The organism is Drouetiella sp., assembly GCF_059504425.1.
Genome location: NZ_JCACIN010000010.1, coordinates 35,232 through 56,392 on the forward strand (window position 1 = coordinate 35,232; position 21,161 = coordinate 56,392).

The 21,161-nt window shown below is 50.9% G+C and carries 4 protein-coding genes and 1 pseudogene; all 5 read left to right on the plus strand.

What is annotated here, in order from left to right; translation table 11 throughout:
- Positions 1 to 91 precede the first annotated feature (91 nt).
- Positions 92 to 7,849 carry an amino acid adenylation domain-containing protein gene (locus tag AC5JMP_RS02335; protein ID WP_495849816.1) on the plus strand — a complete coding sequence of 2,586 codons (7,758 nt, stop codon included), beginning with the start codon at positions 92 to 94 and terminating at the stop codon, positions 7,847 to 7,849.
- A gap of 76 nt (positions 7,850 to 7,925) precedes the next feature.
- Positions 7,926 to 9,320 carry a condensation domain-containing protein gene (locus AC5JMP_RS02340; protein WP_495849817.1) on the plus strand — a complete coding sequence of 465 codons (1,395 nt, stop codon included), beginning with the start codon at positions 7,926 to 7,928 and terminating at the stop codon, positions 9,318 to 9,320.
- Positions 9,321 to 9,367: 47 nt separating this feature from the next.
- Complete coding sequence (gene ectB / locus AC5JMP_RS02345; RefSeq protein ID WP_495849818.1) at positions 9,368 to 10,621, plus strand: diaminobutyrate--2-oxoglutarate transaminase; 1,254 nt, start codon at positions 9,368 to 9,370, stop codon at positions 10,619 to 10,621.
- Positions 10,622 to 10,659: 38 nt separating this feature from the next.
- A pseudogene (locus AC5JMP_RS02350) lies at positions 10,660 to 16,572 on the plus strand (amino acid adenylation domain-containing protein); the annotation flags it as partial.
- Entirely contained in the window at positions 16,572 to 21,158 is a 4,587-nt protein-coding gene (locus tag AC5JMP_RS02355; protein WP_495849819.1) for an amino acid adenylation domain-containing protein, read from the plus strand. The pseudogene AC5JMP_RS02350 and the gene AC5JMP_RS02355, both read left to right, overlap by 1 nt.
- Positions 21,159 to 21,161 lie beyond the last annotated feature (3 nt).

The following is a 21,161-nucleotide window of genomic DNA, read 5'->3' on the forward strand; positions in this document are numbered from 1 at the left end:
ATTCACACGAAGTTCTAAACTTTCACCCGCGAAACGGGCGCTCCTAGAAGCCCGATTGCGGGGCAATGTTGGGGCTAACGTTGGGACTAATATGACAGCGATTTCTCGACGTTTCAGCCTAGAACCTTCTCCTCTATCTTTTGCTCAACAGCGATTGTGGTTTCTTCAGCAGTTGGAACCCGACAATCCTTTTTATAATGAACATACCGCTTTGCAACTGACAGGTTCGCTCAACATCGCTGCTCTGGAGCAGAGTCTGAATGCGATCGTGCAACGCCACGAAGCGCTCCGCACCACGTTCGAGATCTTGGACGGACAACCCGTTCAACAGATTGCTCTAGATCTATTTATTCCATTATCCACAGTAGACTTGCGCGCGTTACCCGATGCCGCGCCGGAAATTAAACGACTGGCGATCGCGCAAAGCCAATGTCCGTTTAATCTGGCTGACGCTCCGCTGTTGCGCTGGACATTGCTCCAACTGGGTGAACAGGAGCATGTATTGCTGTTCACCATTCATCACATTATTTTTGATGGCTGGTCGATCGACATTCTGATTCGCGAGTTATCCGCCTTTTATCCCGCTTTTTCGGCTGACCAGGACGCAGCCTCTCTATCGGCATTACCGATTCAATACGCCGATTTTGCGGCTTGGCAACGGCAGTGGTTACAGGGAGACACCCTAGAGTTTCAGCTTGCGTACTGGCAGCAGCAATTGGTCGATGCTCCGCCCCTGCTGCAACTGCCGAGCGATCGCCCCCGCCCGTCTGCCCAAACCTATCAGGGCGCAACGGTATTTTTCTTGCTGCCCCAGCGATTGACTGAAGCGCTGAAAGCTACTGGCAAAGAGGCTGAAGCGACGCTCTTCATGACGCTATTGGCGGCGTTCAATCTCCTGCTCTATCGCTACACAGGACAAGCAGATTTGATCGTTGGTTTACCGATCGCCAACCGCAATCGGGCAGAAATTGAAGGGTTGATCGGCATGTTCGTTAACAGTCTGGTGTTGCGAACCAATCTTTCGGGCAACCCAACTTTTGAGAAACTGTTGGGGCAGGTACGGCAAGTGATGCTAGGGGCATATGAAAATCAGGATTTACCCTTTGAAAAACTGGTGGAAGCGCTACAGCCAGACCGAGATGCCCCCTACAATCCCCTGTTTCAGGTATCCTTCACCTTACATAATGCACCCAGAGAGCAGTTTGAGTTACCAGGTCTAACCATTACCGCGTTGGATGTGGAACGCCGTCGCGCCCTATTGGATCTTCGTCTGGATATGACAGAGACAGATCAGGGATTAGTGGGCTGTTGGGAATACAGCACCGATTTGTTTGATGCAGACAGAATTCGCCGCATGAGTGGGCACTTTCAGACGTTACTGGAAGCGATCGCTCTCAACCCCCAGCAGCGAATTTCAGAATTCTCCTGCTTAACGGAAGCTGAACACCAGCAGTTTTTGCAGTGGAATCAGACCCAGACAGACTATCCGCAAGTCTGCATTCATCAATTGTTTGAAGCGCAGGTTGAACGCACTCCAGATGCGATCGCAATTGTGTTTGCAAATCAGTCATTAACCTATCTAGAACTTAATCACAAAGCTAATCAACTGGCGCATTACTTGCAAACTTTGGGGGTGGGAACAGATGTGCTAGTTGGCATCTGCTGCGATCGCTCCTTCGATCTGGCGATCGGGCTGCTCGGCATCTTCAAGGCGGGAGGAGCTTATGTTCCCCTTGACCCCAGCTATCCCCAAGAGCTATTGGAGTGGATGGTTTCCGACTCTCAGATGCCCATTCTGCTAACTCAATCCGCACTGCTCGATCGCCTCCCCCATCATCATGCTCAGGGGATTTGTTTAGACAGCGATTGGGCTACTATTTCTCAGCATAGTCAAGAGAATCCTCATGCTTCTGCCTATCCCAGCAATTTAGCGTATGTCATTTATACCTCTGGTTCTACGGGCAAACCCAAAGGAGTACAAATTGCCCACAGTAGTATGGTTAACCTCCTCGCTTCTATGCAGCAGAAACCCGGATTGACTGCCAACGATATTCTGCTGGCTGTCACCTCTGTCTCTTTTGACATCGCAGGATTGGAACTGTATCTGCCGCTGATAACGGGAGCAAGGCTAGTCTTAGCCAGTCGTTCTGCGGCTATGGACGGCAAGCAACTGAGCGATTTACTCCACTCCAGCGGTGCCACGCTGATGCAGGCAACTCCGGCAACTTGGCGAATGCTGTTAGCGTCGGGATGGCAGGGCAAGCAAGATTTAAATATTCTTTGTGGGGGTGAAGCCCTCAGCCGGGAGTTAGCCGAGTCGCTATTAGAGAAGGCAGCAACGGTCTGGAATCTTTACGGGCCAACAGAAACTACCGTTTGGTCTACGGTTAGCTGCCTAGAGAAAGGCGATCGCTTCCCTGCGATTCTCCCCATCGGACGACCGATCGCCAATACCCAAATCTATCTGCTCGATCGCCAGGGACAGCCTGTGCCAGTGGGTGTTCCCGGTGAGTTGCACATTGGCGGCGTAGGATTAGCGCGAGGGTATCTCAACCGTCCTGAGTTGACAGCCGAAAAGTTTATACTGCATCCAACCTGGGGCAGAATATACCAAACGGGTGACTTAGCGCGTTACCGATCAGATGGTGCGATCGAGTATTTAGGTCGGATGGATCATCAGGTAAAGCTCCGAGGCTTCCGCATCGAATTGGGAGAAATTGAAGCCACCCTGAGCCAATATTCTACGGTTCGAGAAGCGGTAGTAGTGGCGCAGGAAGACCCATTGGGTGACAACCGCCTGATTGCATACATCGTTCCGCAGGGGGAAGTTGCCATCCGCGAACTGCGTGAATTTCTCCAGCAGCAGCTTCCCGATTATATGGTGCCTTCTGCCTTTGTCTCGATCGCGCAGCTCCCTCTGACTCCAAATGGCAAGATCGATCGCAAGTTTTTACCAGAAATAGGTTTAGAACAACTGATAAGGGTATCCACCGACAGTACTCCCTCAAATCCTATCGAAGAGATGGTTGTGGGTATTTGGACAAGCGTTCTAAAGATCGATCGCGTTGGTATTCACGATCACTTTTTTGAGTTGGGCGGACACTCCTTGCTGGCAACTCAGGTGATCTCTCAAATCCGACAGCTATTTCAGATTGAACTTCCCCTACGCCGTCTGTTTGAGTTACCTACTATTGCCCAGCTATCCCAGGCGATCGCCGCTACTCAAACAGGCTTAAAGGCTCCTCCTATCCAACCCCGTTCTACTGAAACGGTTCCCTTATCCTTTGCTCAGCAGCGCCTGTGGTTTTTGGCACAGCTAGAGCCAGATAACCCCTTCTACAACCTGCCGATCGCTGTTTCTCTTCAGGGACAACTCAACCTCCGTGCTTTGGAGCAGACGTTGAATGAAATTCTCCGTCGCCATGAGGCGCTGCGAACCCGTATTGAAACCCAAGATGGTCAAGCGATCGCCGTCGTTATGCCCTCTACAACGCTCCAGATATCGCCTGTTGATTTGAGCGAGTTAGCAGAGGCTCAGCAAGAGGCTGAAGTCCAGAAATGGATTGCAACAGAGGCTCGGTACCCCTTTGACCTCAGTCGTGCTCCCCTGCTGCGCGTGAGCCTGCTGCGCCTGTCCGAACAGGATCATATCTTGCTGTTGACACTGCACCATATTGCCGCAGATGGCTGGTCGTTCGGTGTCCTGATCCATGAAGTGACGGTGCTTTACACGGCATTCTGTGACGGGTGCCCGTCTCCCTTACCTGACCTGCCGATTCAGTACAGCGACTTCGCTGCTTGGCAGCGCCAGTGGTTACAGGGAGTCGTGCTGCAAGCCCAAACAAATTACTGGTGTCAGCAGTTGCAAGACGCGCCAGTGCTGGAATTACCCACCGATCGCCCCCGCCCCAGCCTACAAACCTATCGAGGAAGCAGCTACCGTTTTGATCTACCGCCAGCGTTATTGCAAGCGCTCCGCCGCCTGAGTCAGCAAGCCGGATGTACCTTATTCATGACGCTCCTAGCTGCTTTCAAGGTTTTGTTAGGACGGTATAGCAACAGCAAGGATATTGTGGTGGGTACACCCATTGCCAATCGCCACCATGCCGAAATTGAGGGCTTAATCGGCTGCTTCGTCAATACCCTGGCGCTGCGAACCCAGCTCTCAGAAAATCCCACGGTTCTGGAATTACTCGATCGGGTACGAGAAACCGCCCTCGAGGGCTATGCTCATCAAGACTTGCCCTTTGAGCAATTGGTAGAAGCGTTACAGCTTGAGCGATCGCTGAGTCACACACCCCTGTTTCAGGTGATGTTTGTCTTACACAATGCGCCATTACCTGCGATCGCATTGCCCAACTTAACGGTGACTCCTCTTGAGACTGACAGCGGTACAGCTCAGTTTGAGTTAACCCTATCGATGGTAGAAACGGCAGAGGGATTGTCTGGGAAATTGGAATTTAACAGCGATCTGTTCGATCCAGAGACGATCGCTCACATGGCAGGACATTACCAGACCTTACTCGACGGAATAGTAACGAATCCTCAGCAACAGATTTCACAGTTACCACTTCTCACGCAGGTAGAGTCTCGTCAGATTTTAGTGGAGTGGAATGACACGCAGATCGAGTACCTACCGGAGCAGTGTCTGCACCAGTTATTTGAAGCACAGGCGCAACGCACTCCTGATGCAGTAGCCGTAATCATTGAAAATGATCAGTTAAGCTATCGAGAACTCAATGCCAGAGCGAACCAACTGGGACACTTCTTGCAACAGCGGGGCGTTGGAGCAGAAACTCTCGTGGGCATTTGTCTGGAGCGATCGCTGGAAATGGTCGTGGGTTTATTGGGCGTTCTCAAGGCAGGCGGAGCCTATGTTCCGTTAGACCCCACCTATCCTCAAGAACGCCTGGAGTGGATGCTGTCTGACGCTCAGGTGTCTGTGTTATTAACTCATGCACAGGTTGCAAAAACCTTGCCTGACCACCCTGCGGATCGGATTGTCCTAGATGCCGATTGGGGAGCGATCGCCCAAGCGAGCGACAAGAATCCAGTCAGTGAGGTGAACCCCTCGCATCTTGCCTACGTGATTTATACCTCTGGATCGACGGGGCAGCCCAAGGGCGTGATGATGTCGCACCGCGCCATTTGTAATCACATGCACTGGATGCAAACGACCTTTCCGCTGACAGATGCAGATATCGTTCTGCAAAAAACGCCCTTCAGCTTCGATGCATCCATTTGGGAGTTTTACGCTCCACTGTTGGCAGGGGCATCGTTGCTGATGGCGCAGCCTGGAGGGCATCAAGACATGAACTACCTGATCAAAACCATTGCTGAGCATCGGGTGACGACGCTGCAACTGGTGCCATCCTTGCTGCGAATGCTTTTAGAGCAGGGTGGGCTTGAAACCTGTCGCACTTTAAAGCGGATCTTCTGCGGCGGTGAAGCGTTATCGGTCGCTCTCCAAAAGCGTTTATTGGCGAGTCTAGAGGTGGAATTCTTCAATCTCTATGGCCCTACTGAAACCTGTATTGATGCCACTTACTGGACTGGCAAAGGCAGCTCTGCTCAACAGACATTGCCGATCGGTCGCCCCATTGCCAACGCGCAAGCCTATATCTTGGATGAGCATCTGCAACCGACTCCGATCGGTGTTTCGGGTGAACTGCACATTGGGGGTGCAGGGTTGGCACGAGGCTATCTCAATCGTCCAGAACTGACCCTCGAAAAGTTTATTGCCAACCCTTTTGATCCTCAACTAGAAGCACGCCTCTACAAAACTGGAGACTTGGCGCGCTACCTGCCCAATGGCGATATCGAGTATCTCGGTCGGATCGATCATCAGGTGAAGCTCCGAGGCTTCCGCATCGAATTGGGAGAAATTGAAGCCGCCCTGAGTCAGTACCCCGCTGTGCGAGATGCAGTCGTTGTGGTTCGGGAAATGGGGCATGAGCAGCGACTGGTTGCCTATATCGTGACGAATTCACAGCAACTTTCTATCAGCGATCTACGCCAATTCCTTAAACAAAAGCTGCCTGAATATATGATCCCTGCGGTTTTTGTGTCGCTTGAAACCTTATCCCTCCTGCCAAACGGAAAGGTCGATCGCAACGCATTACCTGATCCAGACCTGACTAGACCTGAGTTAGAACAATCGTTTGTGGCTCCCTGCACGGCGATCGAAATCACCTTGGCAGAAATCTGGGCACCCGTTTTGGGAGTGAAGCAAATCGGGATTCACGATAACTTCTTTGAACTGGGAGGCGATTCTATCCTCTGTATCCAGGTCGTTGCTAGGGCAAATCAAGCAGGTCTAAAGTTCACGCCAAAACAGATGTTTGAACACCAGACGATCGCTGAACTAGCAACGGTAGCGGGAACAAAACAGGGAACGTCGGTTGAACAGGGACTTGTGACTGGATCAGTCTTCCTCACCCCTATCCAGCGCTGGTTCTTTGAGCAAAATTTACCTGATCCCCATCATTTTAATCAGGCAGTAATGCTGCAACTCCCTCAGCAAATTGACCTGACGCTATTGGAGCAAGCCCTCCAGCAGTTGCTGAGCCACCATGACGCCTTGCGCTTGCGGTTTGAGCGAACTGAGTCTGGCTGGCAGCAGAGTTACGCCCCTCCTGATGCGGCAATGCTCCTAATCCGTTGGGATTTCTCAGCCCTGACAGCAGCAGCGCAAAAACTCGCTTTAGCCTCTGCGACAACTGAAGTCCAGACCAGCCTCAATCTCTCAACTGGGCCTTTGGTGCGAGTTGGATTCTTTGACTTAGGCGAACATCAACCCCATTGTCTCCTCATTGTGATTCATCACCTGGTTGTAGATGGGGTATCCTGGCGCATCCTGTTAGAGGATTTGCAGACAGCTTACCAGCAACTCAGTCGCGGTGAAGAAGTGCAACTGCCCGCCAAAACCACGTCGTTTCAGCAGTGGTCGCAAACGCTGCGGCAGTATGCTCATTCAGCTCTCCTCCAGCAAGAGCAGGATTACTGGCGAGTCCAGCCGACCTTCACGCCGTTACCCGTTGATTGCCCAGACGGCAAAAATACCGTGGCTTCGGCAGATCAGATCATTAGCACCCTCAGTATTTCGGACACCCAAGCCTTACTCAAAGATGTGCCGAAAGCCTACCACACCGAGATCAACGATGTCCTGCTGACAGCGCTGGTGCAGGCGTTTGCTCAATGGACGGGCGATCGCACCCTCCTGATCGATCTGGAAGGGCATGGGCGAGAGGATATCGCATCTCATGTCAATGCGACTGATATAGACCTGTCGCGCACCATAGGCTGGTTCACTACGGTTTTTCCGGTATCCTTGAAACTCGAAGCAGCTATTCATCCAGGGTATACCTTGAAGAGTATCAAAGAGCAGCTACGCCGCATTCCTCGTCGGGGAATCGGCTACGGGATTCTCCGCTATTGCAGTGACGATTCGAAAATCACCGAAGCGTTGAACAACCAATCGCAACCGGAAGTGATTTTCAATTACTTGGGACAATTTGATCAAAGCCTACCCAACTCCTCATTATTTTGCCCAGTTCAAGAGCCAAGTGAGCCGACCCAAAGCTTACAGGGCGATCGTAGCCATTTGCTGGCAATCAATTGCTGGATCAGTAATGAACAACTGCACCTGCATTGGGACTATAGTCAGGCGATCCATCACCAATCCACGATCGCGGCTTTGGCTCAGAACTTTTTGCAGGCATTGCGATCGCTAATCACCCATTGTCAATCTCCAGAAGCACGCGGCTACACCCCTTCTGATTTTTCAGAAGCCAACTTGAGTCAACAGGCACTCGATCGCTTTCTGACCAAAATTAAACGCCGAAATTAACTCTATTTATTACAACGATGAGAATACAAAAAATACTTGCTTAGATCATCGACACATCGTAATTCAAAATCCACAAATGACAGATACTATCCAAGACATCTACGAACTGACCCCAATCCAGAAGGGAATTCTCTTCCACAGTTTGTACGCTCCAGAAGTAGGGCTTTACTTCATGCAAACGGGCTATAGCGTGCAGGGCAACCTCAATCACGCGGCATTTGAGCGGGCGTTGCAGCAATTGCCCCCGCGACATACCATCTTACGCACAAGTTTCTATTGGGAAGAAGCAGATAAACCCCTACAGGTTGTGCATCGGCAAGCTGCTATTCCGCTAGAACAGCAGGATTGGCGCGGCATCAATCCGGTAGAACAGCAGGAGCGCTTAGAAGCGTTTTTGAAGGGCGATCGCGATCGAGGCTTTGATTTTTCACAAGCTCCATTGATGCGGATAACGGTGCTGCGTCTGGCTGATCAATCCTATGAAATTATTCAAAGCGTCCACCATGTCATTCTTGACGGTTGGTCTACATCGGCAGTGATGGGTGAGGTGATTCAGCTTTATCAGGCGCTTTGTTATGGTCAAAATCTCTCCTTGGCAGCGATTGCTCCTTTCAAAACCTATCTCTCCTGGTTAGAAAAGCAGGATCTGGTGAAAGCTGAGAAATATTGGCGACAGGCACTTAGCCCGATCAAAGCGCCCACACCGCTCACCTACCTGGAAAGTCAGGACTTACCTGCCCTGGAAGAAAGGTACGATGAGCAACAAATTAAGCTATCGGCAGCCACAACAACTGCCCTCCAATCCTTAGCACGTCACCATCAACTGACGCTGAACACGCTGTTTCAAGCCACTTGGGCGTTGCTGCTCAGCCGCTACAGTGGTCAGGAGTCGGTGGTTTATGGGTGCTGTGTGTCGGGTCGTCCGGCAGAATTAAACGGTATCGAATCGATGGTAGGCGTGTTCATCAACACCTTACCGATTTGGGTTGATGTCCATTCGGAGCAGGCTTTGATGCCTTGGCTGAAGCAGCTTCAGGCTCAACTGGTGGAAATGCGCCAATATGAATACAGCCCGTTGGTTGAAGTGCAAGGATGGAGTCCGGTTTCACGGGGCATCCCTTTGTTTGAGAGCATTGTGGTGTTTGAAAACTACCCGACTCCTCAAATGATTAAACAAGGCGAAAACGATCTAGAACTTCAGAAATCTACGGTCTTTTACAAAACTAATTATCCTCTGACGATCGTCGGCTATCCCGGTTCAGAGCTAGTCTTTGGCATCAGCTATGATTGTCGTCGCTTTGACTCCACGACCATCACTGGAATTCTAGAGCATTTCGAGATGATGCTTCAGAGCATGGCAGCTACACCTGATGTGAAGTTGAAAGATCTGTCATTGTTGACGCCAGCAGAAAAGCAATTGACGCAATGGTTAGAACAAGAAGTAACGTTTGACTTTGCTTTGTGTAATTGAGGCAATCACACTACTTTTCACATTCTCTTCACGCAGGAAACAACACGATGAGTATTTTTGAACAATGTGAATCAAATGTCAGAAGTTACTGTCGCAGTTTCCCAGCAGTCTTTCATCGAGCTAAAGCATCGATCGTCTACTCGGAGTCTGGGCAAGAATATATCGACTTTCTGGCAGGCGCAGGTGCTCTGAATTATGGGCATAACAACGACTACATCAAGCAAAAGGTGTTGTCTTATTTAGATGCCGATCTGATCACCCACGGTCTAGATCTACATACTGCTGCAAAGGAGAAATTTTTGACAGTTTTCTCTGAATATGTACTCCTTCCAAAGCAGTTAGATTATCGGGTTCAGTGTTGTGGCCCTACAGGAACCAATGCCGTCGAAGCTGCCTTGAAATTGGCGAGAAAAGTGAAGAAAAGACCGGGCATTTTCTCATTCATGGGAGCCTATCATGGCATGACATTGGGCAGCTTATCGGTAACAGGAAATACTGCCATTCGTGCCGGAATGGGAGGAACAGCCAATGCCGTTACATTTATGCCCTATCCCTACGGATTTATGGAGACAATCGATACGATCGCCTATATTGAATCTATCCTGAATGATGTGAATTCCGGGATTGAAAAACCAGCCGCCATTATTTTTGAAACAGTGCAGGCTGAAGGTGGAATTGTAGTCGCCCCGATTGAGTGGATGCAACGGCTGAGGGCATTGTGCGATCGCCATGACATTCTCTTAATCTGTGACGATATTCAAGTCGGGTGTGGCAGGACAGGGCCCTTCTTTTCATTTGAACGAGCAAACATTGTTCCTGATCTAGTTGTCCTTTCAAAATCTATCAGCGGCTATGGATTTCCCATGTCCTTGTTGTTGATTAAACCGGAGTTTGATCTTTGGGAGCCAGGTGAGCATACGGGAACTTTTAGAGGCTATCAGCTTGCATTTGTCGGCGGCACGGCAGCGCTAGAATATCGAGAAATAATGGGATTAGAAAAAGAGGTCAGTGTTAAAGCATCTTTCCTAAAGACATTTTTAGAAGAAGCGATCGCTCCCCTCAGTCCCTACATAGAAATTCGAGGAATCGGCATGATCTGGGGTATTGATCTTGCCAAGTTTGGAGGTGAGAACTTTGCCAAAAAAGTGGCTTCTCGCTGCTTTGAACTAGGCTTAATTGTTGAGCGGGTGGGCAGACAGGATACGGTTCTCAAACTGTTACCCCCCTTGACGATCGAGATGCCAATTTTGCAAAAAGGCTGTTCTATATTAAGACAGGCATTGGATGACTGTTTAGTTTAAACAATTTGGTTTAAGAAACTATTTAAATAATGAAACCGATGATGAAAACCCTAAATTCACATCCTATTATTTCTGAGAATCTGCTCTATCACAGAATCTATTGGCTTAATCAGTTGGCTGGAGAGTTGCCGGAGACAAATATTCTCACAGACTATCTCAGACCCGATCGATATAGCAGGAGAAACAAAGTTATCCAGTTTGAGTTGGGCGATCGCCTCTCTCAATCGGTGATTCAGCTCGGTCAAAACTCTCATCTTTCTATCTATCTGCTGCTGTTATCTGCATTTAGCAGCTTGCTCAACCAATATACTCACCATAATGACCTAATAGTTGGGATACCTTGCTATCACCCGATCGATCAGGATGAGGCTTTGACAAATCAGGCCAATCAGGTCCTACCTTTGCGCTTGCAGCTCACGGATGAACTGACCTTTAAAGATCTACTGCTGCATATAAAAGATGCTGTCATTCAAGCATATACACATCAAGAGTATCCGTTAGACAAGCTGTTGGGAGCGTTAAACATACCGCAGCAGTCGAGTCGCTGCGCTCTTTATGACATCATTATTTTACTGGAAAATATTCATAGTCATCCCGTTGGGCTAAACAACGATCTGACGATTTCCTGGTGCGTAAATGAAACCAAAATTGTAGGCAGAATTGAGTATAGCGACTCACTTTTTAGAGATGAAACTATTGAAGCATTGGCAAAACACTATGTGAATACAATTGAATGTGCGATCGCCAATCCAACGATTAAAGTTTCAGATATTGTTTTGCTGAAGGCAGACGAAACGCAAAAGCTGTTAGAGGAATTCAACAGTAATACTAAGCTATATCCCGTCGATCAAACCATTCAGAGCTTATTTGAGGCACAGGTAGAGCGATCGCCCAACAGCATTGCAGGAGTTTACCAAGGAAAGTCGTTAACCTATCGAGAACTGAATGCAGGAGCAAATCAATTAGCTGGATTTTTGCGTGATCTAGGCATCGGCAACGGTGATTTTGTGGGTATTCTGCAAGAGCGAAATCTGGACTTTCTAAGATCAATTCTGGCGATCTTGAAGGCTGGTGGTGCTTACGTCCCAATCGATCGCACCTATCCACTAGACCGCATTCAGTACATGTTATCCAACAGTGAGGTTAAGGTGCTCTTGACCGAGGCTTCATGCCTTCAAGATTTGGCTGAGCGTCTGGAGCATTATCCTCACTTGAAATCGGTTATCTGCTTAGAGATATCTGACGATCAAGCTAAATCTCAATTCATAGGAGTCAGTCTCTATGATCGATCGGATTTTAGCCAATACTCAGAAGAAAACATCGAGAGCAGCAACAGCAGCACCGATCGCGCTTACATGCTCTACACGTCTGGTTCAACTGGATTACCCAAAGGGGCGATCGTTCGACATGATGGGGCAATTAATCATATTTATGCTCAGTTTGATGCGCTGAAGTTACATCAGGGGCTACGGTTTTTGCAAAGTGCCCCCGCTTCCTCTGATATTTCAGTTTGGCAATTTCTGGCACCTTTACTCATTGGGGGATGCACCCTCATCGTTGATACAGCAACAGTTTGTGATCCAGAAAAACTATTTCAGGTGATACAAGCTGAAAATCTGACGTTGGTCGAACTGGTTCCTGTTGTGCTGCAAGGATTGATCGACTATGTATCCAAGCTGCCAGCGCAGCAGCGATCGCTCCCTCAGTTGCAGTGGATGATGGTGACGGGGGAATCTGTTCCAGTTCGCTTGGTCAACCAATGGCTAACGCTCTATCCCACCATTCCAGCCGTGAATGCTTATGGCCCAACCGAGGCAGCAGATGATATCACGCAATTAATTGTTGAACAGCCGCTTCCAGAAAATCAGCGATCGATTCCGATCGGTAAACCGTTGGCAAACTTAACGCTCTATGTGCTGGACGCGCAAATGCGGTTGGTGCCGATTGGAGTTCCTGGAGAGATTTGTGTTGCCGGAATTGGAGTAGGGAATGGGTACTGGAAGAATGCATCGAAAACGAATCTGAGCTTTGTTCCTAACCCGTTTACGAATCCTGAATCAGTCCGAAATCATCAAGACGTCATCTACAAAACCGGAGATTTAGGCCGATGGTTGCCGGATGGCACGATCGAGTACTTGGGACGCATCGACCATCAGGTGAAAATTCGCGGCTTCCGCATTGAACTGGGCGAAATCGAAGCCGCCTTGAGCCACCATTCAGCCCTCAAAGAAGCGGTTGTGGTGGTCAGGGACGACCGAATGGGCAACAAACATCTCGTGGCTTATGTGGTTCCTGATGCATCCATTGGCCCTGTTGCTTCTGACCTGCGCGACTTCCTCCAGGCAAAACTGCCCGATTACATGGTGCCTTCTGCCTTCGTGCTGATCGATCGCTTACCCCTAACCCCCAGTGGCAAGGTCGATCGGGCAGCGCTACCCGAACCAGAAATAAAATCACTGGTTCCATCAGGGTCGGATGCAGCTACGACTTCAGTTGAAGAAATTCTTGTCGGCATCTGGTCAAGGGTGTTGAGCTGCGATCGCGTCGGTATTCACGACAACTTTTTTGAGTTGGGCGGGCATTCTCTGCTGGCAACGCTGATTATCTCTCAGGTGCGGCAGGTGTTCCAGCGAGAGCTACCGCTGCGCTGTCTGTTTGAGTTGCCTACTATTGCTCAACTTGCTGCCGCCATTGAAACCGTGACTCTAGCAGGCTTGGAAGCACCCGCGATCGAACGACATGTCACCGGAGGAACGATTCCCTTATCCTTTGCCCAGCAGCGGCTGTGGTTTTTGGCGCAGCTAGAGCCAGAGAATCCCTTTTACAACCTCTCAACCGCTGCTTCTCTCCAGGGTTCGCTCAACTACCCTGCCTTAGAACAAACCTTTACCGAAATTCTCCGTCGTCATGAGGCATTACGCACCAAAGTAACTGTCGTAGAAGGACAGCCGATCGCCATTGTCACCCCTGCGACAGCACTACCGTTACCCGTCATTGACTTGAGTGCGTTACCCCAATCGCAACAAGAGACTGAAGTCAAAAAATACATCTCTATAGAAGGACAGCAACCCTTTGATCTGAACCGTGATTTACTCCTGAGGGTGAAACTGCTGCGTCTAGAGGCAGGCGACCACATTTTGCTGTTGACGATGCACCATAGTGCTGCCGATGGCTGGTCGATCGGGGTTCTTGTCAATGAGGTGTCTGCGCTGTACAAGGCATTCTGTCAACAGCAGCCGTCGCCCCTGCCCGAATTGCCGATTCAGTATGGTGACTTTGCCATCTGGCAGCGTCAGTGGTTGCAGGGAGCGGTATTGGATGCCCAGATGGGCTACTGGCGTCAGCAGTTAGCCGATGCCCCGACCCAATTACAATTGCCGACCGATCGCCCAAGACCTGCCATTCAGAGCTATCGCGGCACCACGCACAGTTTCCGGCTATCCCTAGAACTATTGCGATCGCTCCATCACCTAAGCCAGCAAGCCAGATGCACGCTGTTCATGACGCTGCTGGCTGCCTTTAATGTCCTATTAGGACGCTACAGCAACAGTGAAGATATAGTGGTCGGCACGCCGATCGCCAATCGCCACCGGACGGAAGTTGAGGGCTTAATTGGGTGCTTTGTCAATACGCTGGTGCTGCGAACCGATCTCTCGAATAATCCCACCGTATTAGAGCTATTGGAGCAAGTGCGGGACATGGCTCTAGATGCCTATGCCCATCAGGATTTGCCTTTTGAGCAATTGGTGGAAGTCCTCCAGCCGCAGCGCTCCTTAAGCCATACTCCCCTGTTTCAAGTGATGTTTGTGCTACAAAATGCCCCGATTCCGAACGTTGAATTACCGGGATTGCAGGTGAGGACGATCGAAACCGATCGCGGCACAGCCCAATTTGATTTAATGCTGCTGTTAGAAGAAACCACCGAAGGACTGGTCGGAACGATCGAGTACAACACCGATCTATTTGAGCTAGACACGATCGCCCGGATGGTAGGACATTATCAGACCTTACTGAAGGCGATGGCTGCAAATCTTGATCGGCCAATTTCTGACTTACCGCTATTAACGTCTGTGGAACAGCAACAGTTCTCACAATGGAACCAAGCTCAGACAGACTATCCTCAAACGTTGTGTATTCATCAGTTATTTGAGGCACAGGTACAGCGGACACCGAATGCGATCGCCGTCATATTTGAAGATCAGCAGTTAACTTACCAAGAGCTAAACATTCAAGCGAATCAACTTGCGCATGACTTAAGAACAGTAGGAGTCAAACCAGAGGATTGGGTAGGGATCTGTTGCGATCGCTCTATTGAGATGCTGATTGGCGTGTTGGGGATTCTCAAAGCAGGAGGAGCCTATGTTCCCCTTGATCCGACTTATCCAATCGAGCGATTAGAGTGGATGCTACAAGATGCCCAGGTTTCACTGCTGCTGACCCAGGAGCATTTGAGAGACAGACTGCCAGATCAAGTTCAATTTCCATTGATCTGCGTCGATCGCTACGGGCATTCTGGCTCGACAGCGGCGGCGGAGACTATTCTGATGCCACCCGATAGTGGAGTCACGCCAGACAGCTTGGCCTACGTGATCTATACCTCCGGCTCAACAGGCACACCCAAAGGCGTTCAAATTGAGCATCGCAGCGTGGTGAATTTGCTTCATGTCGTTTGCCAGCAGCTCGGAGTGACTGCCGCCGATACGCTGCTGGCCGTCACTCCGCTCTCCTTCGACGTGGCGGTATCTGAACTGTTTTTGCCGCTTGCTGTCGGAGCCAAACTGGTGCTTGCCAGTCGAGCGGTGGCGGCAGACGGCATCCAGCTCCTCGCCTTACTCCAGCGTTGCCAAGCCACAGTTCTTCACCCGACTCCAGCGACCTGGCGACTACTACTTGCCGCTGGATGGCAACCCACTCCCAACTTGAAGATGATTAGCACCGGGGAAGCGTTGCCTCCATCTCTGGCACATCAACTGCTGTGCAAGGGGGGCGAATTGTGGAACTTATATGGCCCCACGGAAACCACGATTTGGGCAACAGGCTGTCAAATTCAGTCGGCGGAGCTGCCGATCGCCATTGGTCGTCCGCTGGCTAACCTGCAAGCCTATATTCTCGATCGCCATCTGCACCCGGTGCCGATCGGTGTTCCGGGAGAGCTGTATATCGGGGGGGTAGGGCTGGCGCGCGGCTATCTCAACCGTCCTGAATTGACTGCCGAACGGTTTATCCCGCATCCGTTCAGCGATCGCCCTGGCGCAAGGCTGTACAAGACGGGCGATCTGGCTCGGTTTCTGGCAGATGGACAAATCGAGTGTTTGGGGCGTATCGACCATCAGGTGAAGCTGCGCGGCTTCCGGATTGAGCTAGGAGAGATTGAAGCTGTGCTAAATCAGCAGGTGCGGGAGAGCGTGGTTGTCATCCAGACCGATCCGGCAGGAGAGCCGTGCTTAGTGGCTTACGTAGTTCTCCAGTCCGAACCCTTTGGGGCGACCCGCGACCTGCGTCGGTTTCTTCAGGACAAATTGCCTGACTATATGGTGCCTGTGGCTTTCGTGCCGCTTGAGGCGCTGCCGCTGAACTCTAATGGCAAAGTCGATCGCGCATTGCTCCCCCAATGGGAGATGCCTCGATCTGGGAGTGATTCTGGGAGTGATGTTGTCTCGCCCCGTACTGCTACAGAAGTCACATTGTCCACCCTCTGGGCTGAGGTGTTGGGGCTGGAAGCCATCAGCATCCACGACAATTTCTTTGAGCTAGGCGGACATTCGCTGCTCGTCACCCGCGTCATCTCTCGGTTGCGCGCAGCCTTCGAGGTGGAGCTGCCGCTGCGGAGCCTGTTTGAAAAACCTACTGTTGCTGAGTTGGCAGAGCGGATTGACATCCTGCGGTTATCGCTTGCCCAAGCCTCAAACCCTCTGCCTGTAATCGGAAACGGTCGTAAGGAGATAGAGTTATGAAATCGATCGAAACCTTTTTATCGAACCTGTATAGTCTTGATGTCAAGCTGTGGCTAGAGCGGGTAGATGGCGAATCGGATCAGATGCGCTTGCACTGCAATGCACCCGAAGCTGTTCTCACTCCCGACTTAGGAGCTGAAATTTCTGCCCGCAAAGCCGAAATTATCGCTTTTCTGAATCAAGCCCATGCGGCTTCACGCGCCTCGGCTGCCGCGATTCGCCCCGTTGTTCGATCGGGCAATTTACCTCTCTCCTTTGCTCAGCAACGGCTCTGGTTTCTTGACCAGATGCAACCCGGTAGTCCGCTCTATCACATTCCGGAGGCAACGCGCTTAATCGGTTCGCTGGATGCGATCGCCCTAGAGCGCAGCTTCAACGAAATTGTGCGGCGGCATGAAGCCTTACGCACAACCTTCCAAACCGTAGAGGGTCAGCCTGTCCAGGTCATTTCTCCCCCTGCACCCCTACCACTACAGCGCATCGATCTACAGCACTTGGGACAAGCAGAGCAGGAGGCTGAAGTCCTGCGCCTAGTGAACTGGGAAGCCCAGCAGCCTTTTAACTTGACGAAAGATTCGCTGCTGCGCGTCACCCTGGTTCGCCTCCATGACAGAGAGCATGTCGCGCTCTTAACACTGCACCACATCGTCTCTGATGCCTGGTCAATGGCGGTATTGATTCGAGAACTGATGGCACTCTACACCGCTTTCTCGACAGGTCAGCCTTCCCCATTGCCAGCGTTACCGATTCAGTACGCTGATTTTGCCGTCTGGCAACGGCAGTGGCTTCAGGGCGAGGTTCTAGACCCGCATTTGTCCTACTGGCGCAACCAGTTGAGCGGCGATCTGCCCGTTTTGCAGTTACCGAGCGATCGCCCCCGTCCTCGAATTCAAACCTTTCGGGGAGCTATCCACGCTTTTGAGCTACCCGCGGGTCTGACAGAATCCCTCAAGGCTTTGAGCCAGCAAGCGGGTGTCACGCTCTTTATGACCTTGCTGGCAGCGTTCAAAGTGCTGCTCTATCGCTACACGGCTCAAGAAGATATTCTCGTGGGTTCACCGATCGCCAACCGCAATCGCACCGAAGTAGAGGGGCTGATTGGCTTTTTTGTGAATACCTTAGTGCTGCGAAGCAATCTGTCAGGCAATCCGACCTTTCGGGATCTGTTGAGTCAGGTGCAGCAGGTTTCGTTGGCCGCCTACGATCACCAGGATCTCCCCTTTGAACAGTTGGTTGAGGCTCTGCAACCCGATCGGGATCTCAGCTACAGCCCGCTGTTCCAGGTCAAGTTCGCGCTGGAAAATCTTCCACAAGACGAACTGAAGCTGCCAAATTTGACGCTGAAGTTTCTTCAATCCCAAAACCCAACCGCCAAGTTGGACTTGAGCCTGGACATGGCTGAAACGACTTCAGGACTAAAAGGACAATTTGAGTACAACACCGATTTGTTTGATCCAGTGACAATTACTCGGATGACAGAGCATCTCTGTTGTCTATTAGCCGGAATTGTCGAGCATCCAGAGCAGAAAATTTCTGACTTGCCGTTACTCACTGAATCTGAACAGCATCAGCAACTCGTAGAGTGGAACGATACGCAGATTGATTATCCGCAAAACGAGTGCTGGCATCAGCGATTTGAAGCGCAGGTACAAAAAACACCGGAGGCGATCGCCCTAGTCTTTAAGAATGAACAACTCACGTATGATCAACTGAATCGATGTGCGAATCAGGTTGCCCATTATTTGCAAAAACAGGGGGTGAAGCCAGAAACGATTGTGGGATTGTGCCTGGAGCGATCGCCCTCTATGATCATCGGACTATTAGGCATTCTCAAAGCGGGTGGAGCCTATCTGCCGCTAGACCCCACCTATCCTCCAGATCGGCTGGCATTCATGATGTCAGATTCGCAAATCCCTATTCTCTTAACCACCCGAACATCAGCAGCAACCTTACCCGATCATGCCGCCCAGGCTATCTGTCTAGATACAGACTGGAATCACATCGCTCAGGAGCGTGAGCAAAATCCTGAGAGTGGAGTCACCGTCGAGAATCTAGCCTATTTGATCTACACCTCCGGCTCAACAGGAATTCCCAAGGGCGTTTTGGTGCCGCATGAAGGATTAATTAACCTGACGGAAGATAAGATTCGCACTTGTAGGGTGCAGCCTGACAGTCGTGTCCTGCAATTTTTCTCTTTGAGCTTCGATGCTTCGATCCCGGAAATTGTGATGAGTCTGGGCTGTGGAGCCGCCTTGCATTTAGCAACCTCAGAAGATTTGCTGCCCGGTGTGGGTCTTCTGCGACTCCTACGCGAACAGGCAATTACTCACATCACTCTGCCCCCCTCTGCGCTAGCCGCATTGCCCGCTGAAGCGTTGCCTGCCTTACAGATGGTGTTGGTGGGCGGCGAGGCTCCCTCTCCAGAACTGATCGCTCAATGGTCAACCGGGCGACGGTTCATCAACGCCTATGGTCCTACCGAGACGACAGTCAACGCCAGCATGGTTGAGTGTGCTAGCGGCGCACAGCCTACGATTCGTCCGGCTGCCAACAAGCAGCTTTATATTCTCGATCGCCATCTGCAACTCGTTCCGATCGGCGTTCCTGGCGAACTGTATATCGGTGGAGTTGGTTTGGCGCGAGGCTATCACAATCATCCGGCAAAAACCGCTGAGGCATTCATCCCTAACCCATTCAGCGATCAGCTAGGAAGCCGCCTGTACAAAACCGGAGACTTAGCCTGCTATCGCCGGGATGGTCACATCAAACTGCTGGGTCGTCTCGACTATCAGGTGAAAATTCGCGGCTTCCGCATTGAACCCGGAGAAATTGAGGCGCTGTTAGTCCAACATCCGGATGTGCAAGATGGGGTGGTAATTGTCCGTGAAGATCGATCCCGTGAAGATCAATCCGGTGACAAACGGCTGATCGCCTATGTCGTCCCTGTTGCCAATCAAACGCCAACCACTAGCGACCTGCACCGCTTTATTGCCGAGAAGCTGCCCAAGTACATGGTGCCTGCGGCATTCGTCTTCTTGGAGGCGCTGCCCCTTAATCCTAACGGTAAGGTCGATCGCCAAGCCTTACCCGCACCTGACTCCGTTCGTCCTGACCTAGCAGATGCATTTATCGCCCCGCGTACCCCCACAGAGGCAATTCTGGCACAGGTCTTTGCTCAAGTGCTGGAGGTGAAGCAGGTGGGCATCCATGACGACTTCTTTGAATTGGGTGGACATTCGCTGCTGGCAACCCGGTTGATTGCCCGGTTACTTCGGACGTTTCAGATAGAGTTGTCGATCGTAGACCTGTTTGAAGTGCCAACAGTGGCAGGTTTAGCAGAACGCATCATGGGAGGCTCGGTGCGTGAAAACACACTAGCATTCCTCAACGCTGAGGCCATCCTGGATTCCACCATTCACCCAAGAACGAAACCGATTCAGACTAGGGTGGCACCCAGCCGGATTTTTCTAACGGGAGCAACCGGGTTTCTGGGTGCATTCTTACTCCACGAACTCCTGCAACAAACTCAGGCGGAACTCTACTGTCTGGTGCGGGCAACCTCGATCGAGTCGGCTCAAACAAAACTGCAAACCTGCCTCGAATCCTATCGGCTGTGGCAGGAACGGTTCAAGCCGCGAATCATTCCAGTCCTGGGCGATCTGTCTCAACCGCTTCTGGGTCTTTCCGAATCCCAGTTTCAAACGCTAGCAGAGCAAGTTGATGTAATTTATCACAGTGGGGCTTGGGTACATCACGCCTCTCCCTATTCCTTGCTCAAAGCCACCAATGTTTTGGGAACTCAAGAAGTTTTACGACTCGCCTGTCAACATAAAGTGAAACCCGTTCATTTTATGTCTGCTACCAGCGTTTTTTCGCCCACTCTTTCCTCCAGTCAAGCGCCAGAAATCCAGGTGATCCGAGAGGCCGATCGCATTGCCGATCGCATTCCCTGGGGGGGCTATAACCAGAGCAAGTGGGTGGCTGAACGGTTAGTTGCAATGGGGAGCGATCGCGGCATTCCGATCTCAATTTACAGGCTGGGGCGATTATCTGGGCATAGCCAAACGGGTGTCTTTAATCAAAATGACTTATTGTATCGATTGATTATTGGCTGTGTGCAGTTGGGCAGTGCGCCAGAAGATCAGACCATGCTGGACATGATTCCTATTGATTACGCGAGTCAGGCGATCGTGCATCTCTCAAGACAGTCTACGTCCCAGGGAAAAGCCTTTCACTTAGTTCATCCTCATCCAGTTGATTCAGCTATCCTACTGGAGTCACTGCGATCGATCGGTTATGCAATTCACCCGCTTCCGTATGATCAGTGGCGTACCAAGCTGCTTCAGATTGCTGAAACTAATCCAGATCATGCGCTGTATCCACTCGTTTCCCTGTTCCCGGCAAGAAGCGAAACGCAGCCGACTGAAGCTGTTCTCACATTTGACTGTCAGAATACGCTCGATGGACTGGTAGGGAGTGCGATCGCCTGTCCCCCTCTCGATCAATCGCTGCTGCACAAATACTTCTCACATTTGATTCAAACCGGATTTTTAGCAACTCCCCCTATTCGTCAGGAGCAATAAAGG